Annotated in this window: 9 protein-coding genes; 7 read left to right on the top strand and 2 right to left on the bottom strand. The window is 31.8% G+C overall.

What is annotated here, in order from left to right:
• From NT145_03650 to NT145_03620, 7 genes are all read left to right on the top strand, one after another.
• Nucleotides 1–189 (top strand): hypothetical protein (locus NT145_03650; GenBank protein ID MCX5781787.1); only part of this gene is annotated, 189 nt, incomplete at its 5' end.
• 21 nt (nt 190–210) lie between these two features.
• Entirely contained in the window at nt 211–432 is a 222-nt protein-coding gene (locus tag NT145_03645) for a hypothetical protein (GenBank protein MCX5781786.1), read from the top strand.
• A gap of 290 nt (nt 433–722) precedes the next feature.
• Nucleotides 723–941, top strand: coding sequence for a hypothetical protein (locus NT145_03640; GenBank protein ID MCX5781785.1), 219 nt, complete (start codon nt 723–725; stop codon nt 939–941).
• A 22-nt stretch (nt 942–963) separates the two neighbouring features.
• Nucleotides 964–1,116 (top strand): hypothetical protein, encoded by a 153-nt coding sequence (locus NT145_03635; protein MCX5781784.1) that lies wholly within the window; start codon nt 964–966, stop codon nt 1,114–1,116.
• A 12-nt stretch (nt 1,117–1,128) separates the two neighbouring features.
• Nucleotides 1,129–2,247, top strand: coding sequence for a peptidoglycan-binding domain-containing protein (locus NT145_03630; protein ID MCX5781783.1), 1,119 nt, complete (start codon nt 1,129–1,131; stop codon nt 2,245–2,247).
• Nucleotides 2,248–2,267: 20 nt separating this feature from the next.
• Nucleotides 2,268–2,504 (top strand): hypothetical protein, encoded by a 237-nt coding sequence (locus NT145_03625; protein MCX5781782.1) that lies wholly within the window; start codon nt 2,268–2,270, stop codon nt 2,502–2,504.
• 10 nt (nt 2,505–2,514) lie between these two features.
• Nucleotides 2,515–2,703: a hypothetical protein gene (locus NT145_03620; protein ID MCX5781781.1), complete on the top strand. Its 189-nt coding sequence runs from the start codon at nt 2,515–2,517 to the stop codon at nt 2,701–2,703.
• 993 nt (nt 2,704–3,696) lie between these two features.
• On the opposite strand, the gene NT145_03615 is transcribed toward NT145_03620, so the two are convergent.
• Both NT145_03615 and NT145_03610 read right to left on the bottom strand, forming a co-directional pair.
• The gene (locus tag NT145_03615; GenBank protein ID MCX5781780.1) at nt 3,697–4,254 is read right to left on the bottom strand and encodes an NUMOD3 domain-containing DNA-binding protein; all 558 of its coding nucleotides are present in this window, start codon (nt 4,252–4,254) and stop codon (nt 3,697–3,699) included.
• Between the two features lie 2 nt (nt 4,255–4,256).
• The gene (locus NT145_03610; GenBank protein ID MCX5781779.1) at nt 4,257–4,676 is read right to left on the bottom strand and encodes a hypothetical protein; all 420 of its coding nucleotides are present in this window, start codon (nt 4,674–4,676) and stop codon (nt 4,257–4,259) included.
• Nucleotides 4,677–5,124: the final 448 nt, after the last annotated feature.

Here is a 5,124-nt window from a genome sequence, read left to right as displayed (position 1 = left end):
TATAATCTAGCGAAAAAGAAAGATGGAGGATATAAATATAGAAATATTATTAATATAATGAGTACTTTAGAATTAGAAAAGAAAATAAATGACAATCCTATAGCTTTTGTTTCGAGACAAAAACCATTATTTGATTTCTTGAGTCTTGACAAAGATAAGTCTTTAACTAAACAAGATTATGAATATTAAACTCTCATCTTCGTTTTAATTATGAGTGCAAACAATAAATTAATAGTTTATAAAAACAAAAAAGGTAAATTCATTATTGATAATGTTGATGTTGGTAGTGGTGGAAAGTTTAGGGAAGGTGAAACAAATACTTTTAAAGATGCTCGTAAATTAGTGTATAAAATAATGTCTGAAACTATAATAGAGTATGGGGTAGAGTATTTAGAAAATTGTTTTGATGATAACCAAACTCTAACTAAATAAAAATATGACTCATAGAGAAAAAATTAAGCTAGAACAAGATTGGTTTCAACAGAACAATAAATGTTGTAATAAATGTCAAAGGACTGAAGATTTGACGATTGACCATATAGTACCTGAATATTTATTAGAACAATTTGGAGTCGATGTTCTAAGAAATTATGATCCCGATAATTTACAGATTTTATGTAGGAGATGTAATGCTTTTAAAGGAAATAGATTAGATTTTACTAACCTTAAAACCAAACTTTTATTGTTAAAATATCTCAATCAAATTTAAACTAAATAAAAAGATGAAAAAAATAAAACAAGCCATATTAGATAAAATTCTTTATATTGGGGAAGAAATTCCAAGCGAGATTGCTACAGATAAGCGTCCCAAATTTGTGTTATTGGGAACGCCCCAAGAACTAATAGACGAAACCGAGATAGAGTGTTCCTGTGGCGAGCCCTGGACATTGGGTGTAATCCATAGAAAAGATAAACCCTGTTATTATCCAGAGAGAAAATAAAATAACCAAATAAACTATGACTATGAAAACAAAAAAGAGAATACTTAGATTAATTGGATTAGGATTTACTATTGGTGGCTTGATTATCGCCATTAAGGGTGATTTAACAGATGGATTATTGATGATGATACTTGGAGAATTAGTGGATTTAGAATATAGATTTAACAAACTCTAACTGAATAAAAATATGAATATACTTAATTGGTTCAAAAAAGAATATTTTCCTCCCAATGCTTCAGGTATTTGTGAAAGACCTGGCTATTCTGCCGATAAGAGAAATGTCTGTAGCAAGGAGTTATTAGTGGGAGCCGCTCCCATCGTTTGGTATGAAAAAAGCCCTGATGACTTTAGGAGTTATTGGAATGGACAATATACCCAGAATGGTGGTAGTGATTGCTATGCTTGGTTGTTGTCTATGTTGGTAGAGAATGCTAATGAGAGAGAGGAAGGCAAAAGAATAAAGTTTTCAGCAAAAGATATTTATGGTAATTGCTGTGAACCTTATCCAGTGTTGGGCTTGTATGTTGAGAAAACAATGAAGTGGCTCTATCATAATGGGGTGACATTAGAACATCTTTTACCGAGTAATAATTTAAGTGAAGCACAGGTAAGAGATTTGTCTAATTTAAAACCAGGAGATAGACAGGTTGCCTTAGTTTATAAACCTAATGGGTTTGCTTATTTAGCACCAACATTTACTTTTGATGATATTGCTCAGATTCTACAAACAGGACAGTTCTTAGGTGTTTCGGTAATATTGACAGATGAAGGCTGGACAAATAAGAATGGTTGGGTAGAACCACCATTACCAAATACTCCTCAGTCGCAGTTGGGTTATCACGCTGTCGCCTTAAAGGAGTATGGATTAGTTGCTGGAAAGAAAACTATCAGCTTTGAACATGCTTGGGGGAACTGGGGATACAAAGGTAAGGGTATTGGTTTTTTCCAAGAGAACTATTTACCTTATATGTTTATTCCACCACAATACTTATTAGATTTACCTAATAACTGGCGGGATACAGCAACTAATACTACTGAAAAGCCAAAGTGGCAATGGAATTATGATTTATATTACGGAATGGAAGACCAAGAAGATATAAAGATGCTCCAGAAAGCCTTGAAATATGAAGGAGTGTTTCCTCTTTCTGTTCCCGAAACTGGGAATTTTTATGGAATAACCTATTCAGCAGTAATGGATTTCCAAGAAAAATACAGAGATGAAATATTAACTCCTCTTGGACTGACAAAACCGACTGGATTCGTAGGAACTTCTACGAGAAAAAAACTTAATGAGATATTCAAATAATAAACTAAAATAAAAAAAATATGTCAAAGCAATCACCAATATTAGCTTCTTCTATGGATACTCTAACGGAAGAAGAAATGACAAAAGCTATTGATAATTTTAGTGAAATAGTAGGCAAAATTACCAGAGGGCATTTAGAAAATCTTATAGTATTAAATTTGATTTTGAAAGAACTTCCTAAATTGAAAAAGGGGAAAGTAGGAATAAAGTTTGACTTTGGGACTAAAAAAGAGTGGGAATTAAGAAGGATAAAATAAACTAAAAAATATGAAAGAAAAGAAATTCAAAGCGTGGGCAATAATTACAAAAAGGGGAGTTATTATAGATTGTAGTGATAATTGGGGAGTAAGTTTAACAATCTTTACCACGAGAAAAGCAGGGCAAAAATATCTTAAAGATATGGAGATGGAAAAAGAATGGAAAGTTGTCCCGTGTGAGATAGTAATCTTAAAGTAAAAGGTATGAAGGCGAACACCAAATGTAACAATAATTGTAACCTTTAGTCCATATATGATGAAATCAAACTGGCTTGAGAAAGCTATACAAAAATACTTTCCCGAATTAGGATATGAACCCCGTAAGAAAATAAATCAATTCTGCCAAATAATAATTAAAAGGTGTAAGGAGCAATGTGAAAAAAGGCATGCTAAAGACCAGCAAGGTAAACTCCTATGAAGAACCCTTCTAAAAAAACTCTACGCAATAAGTGTGATAAATTGTGTAGCCAGCTAGTTCGTAGAAATGGTAAGTGTGAAAGATGTGGTAATACACAAAATTTACAATGGTGTCATTTTATCAGTCGGAATGTTATTAAATTAAGGTATAACCCCTTGAACTTCACTTGCCTTTGTGCTAAATGTCATTTTTGGGGACATCAACATCCCAGAGCATTCGCTGATTTCTGGGATAAATTAAAAGGGGCTGGAACAACAAAAAAATTAGAAAAGATGGCTAATAGTTTAGAACCCATTACCTTACAGTGGTATCAAAAGATATACGAAACTTTGCAGGAATTAAATGATAAAAATTTTAAACTATGAATAAACTAAAGAAATTTTATCATACCCATCGAGAATTTTGTATCAAGGTTATTTGGCTTACCATTCTGTTTGTAGCAGATTTTATTTTTTATTGTATTATTACATTATGATTGACCCTCGTTATCATTTCGAAAAGAAATACCATATCAATCCTATAGGAATTCTGAACTTCTTTTTCATAGAAGGAATTAAATTACAAAGAACTCCCAGAAGATATGGACTTTATAAACTAACTTTTACTTATGCCAAAAATGCCTATGGGATAAAAAATTTGACTTATTCTAATTTATATTATTTCCTAAAACGATATTCCAGATTCATGCATTGGATACAGAAAGGAAAACCTATTAAATTGTTTGACTAACTAAAATAGGCTCAATTGAGCCTATTTTTTATTGGGGAAGTTTTACTAATTCCCTCTCAATAGAAATTCTTTTAATTGTTCTCGTGTATTATTCTTTATTCCATATCTTTTGTGAAAATCTGAATGACAATCTTTACATAGAGTAATTCCGTTATCAATAGCAAATCGTAAATCTAAATAAGTAGCAAAGTTGAAGATATGATGAGATTGTAATTTACCTCCTTTCTGACCACATTTTTGACAAGTATAATTATCCCGAGCGAGCACTGCTTCACGCCATAAACGAAACTCTCTACTTTTTCTAATTCTGTCATTTTCTGGTGTAATACAGCCTTTCCAATTAGGATTATTTTCTCTCTTATGCACTTCACTCATTTTCTTCTTTGTTTCCTCAGAAAGATGTTTTCCATATAAATAATTTTTACTACCTTTATGAGATTCACTTATTTTTCTTCTTGTCTCATCAGAATGATGCTTGCCCTTATGCCATTTACTTATTTTTCTTTTAGTTTCTTCTAAAAGATGTCTGCCTTTTAATGCTTCACTAATCTTCTTATTTTGTTCTTCTGAATTTGGTTTATGTTTATATATTCCTGGTGGCATAGTTATTTTATTACCAGTTGATTGTCAAACAAACCTATTTTTTTAATGCATCCAAATTCTTTTGCCAAATCAACTCCATTTTCTATCATTTCTCTTAAAACTATTTCTTGGTGATAATCAGAATAAATCGCATTCCACCAATCAGCTTCCTCCCATTTCTGATAGTTGAACAAATTATATCTCGTAATATACATTTTCCAAGTTCTAATATCAAACTGAAATAGACCATATTTTGGTCTACCATCTTTATCTTTTGGGTTTACCGCTAATGGATTATTGGAACTTTCACAGATAGCAAGTTTTTCTATCCATTGTGTCAAATTGTTAGAAGTTTTCTGATTCCAATCTGTTATCTCATCGAAGTTTATCTTGGGAGCTATCAGCTTTGCTCGATTTGGAATAATCAAGAACAAGAGGCACATAGCACCGAAAATAAACCTCTTAAGAATATACACTCGTTATCGCAGCCCTTTGTAATCCACATTCTGGTCTATTCTGAAATAGATAGCCAAGATAGATAATATACCATCTATCAAGGGTAAGACAGAAGGTGAGATATAGGTTCGGATACTTGCGGTTCCGTTAATAATGAAGAGAACAATAATTGTCCAGTTGGTTCTGGAGAGGAAAATAGACTTAATGAATTTAAACATATTTGTATTGGGGTTAAAGTTGAGGTTATCGACCAATATTATCTATAAGTATACTCTTTTTTTAGGAAAAGTCAAATTATTTAGGATTTACTTTCTTTCTAAATTCATCTACAACTTCTTTTGGAATAGCATTTTTCCCTAGTAAACCATTCCATCTATCTACATTCAAAACTCCAGCTTTATCATAGCGTAAGAACATATCTACCATTTTATTAGG

The sequence above is a fragment of the Elusimicrobiota bacterium genome, assembly GCA_026388075.1.
Taxonomy (GTDB): domain Bacteria; phylum Elusimicrobiota; class Endomicrobiia; order Endomicrobiales; family JAPLKN01; genus JAPLKN01.
Note: the sequence above shows the minus strand (reverse complement) of the source record. Positions and strands in the feature narration are given on the sequence as shown.

Excerpts from the sequence above, each read along its gene's own strand:
- NT145_03645 (MCX5781786.1), top strand. The coding sequence starts at position 211 with ATGAGTGCAAACAATAAATTAATAGTTTATAAAAACAAAAAAGGTAAA.
- NT145_03640 (MCX5781785.1), top strand. The coding sequence starts at position 723 with ATGAAAAAAATAAAACAAGCCATATTAGATAAAATTCTTTATATTGGG.
- NT145_03635 (MCX5781784.1), top strand. The coding sequence starts at position 964 with ATGAAAACAAAAAAGAGAATACTTAGATTAATTGGATTAGGATTTACT.
- NT145_03630 (MCX5781783.1), top strand. The coding sequence starts at position 1,129 with ATGAATATACTTAATTGGTTCAAAAAAGAATATTTTCCTCCCAATGCT.
- NT145_03625 (MCX5781782.1), top strand. The coding sequence starts at position 2,268 with ATGTCAAAGCAATCACCAATATTAGCTTCTTCTATGGATACTCTAACG.
- NT145_03620 (MCX5781781.1), top strand. The coding sequence starts at position 2,515 with ATGAAAGAAAAGAAATTCAAAGCGTGGGCAATAATTACAAAAAGGGGA.
- NT145_03615 (MCX5781780.1), bottom strand. The coding sequence starts at position 4,254 with ATGCCACCAGGAATATATAAACATAAACCAAATTCAGAAGAACAAAAT.
- NT145_03610 (MCX5781779.1), bottom strand. The coding sequence starts at position 4,676 with ATGTGCCTCTTGTTCTTGATTATTCCAAATCGAGCAAAGCTGATAGCT.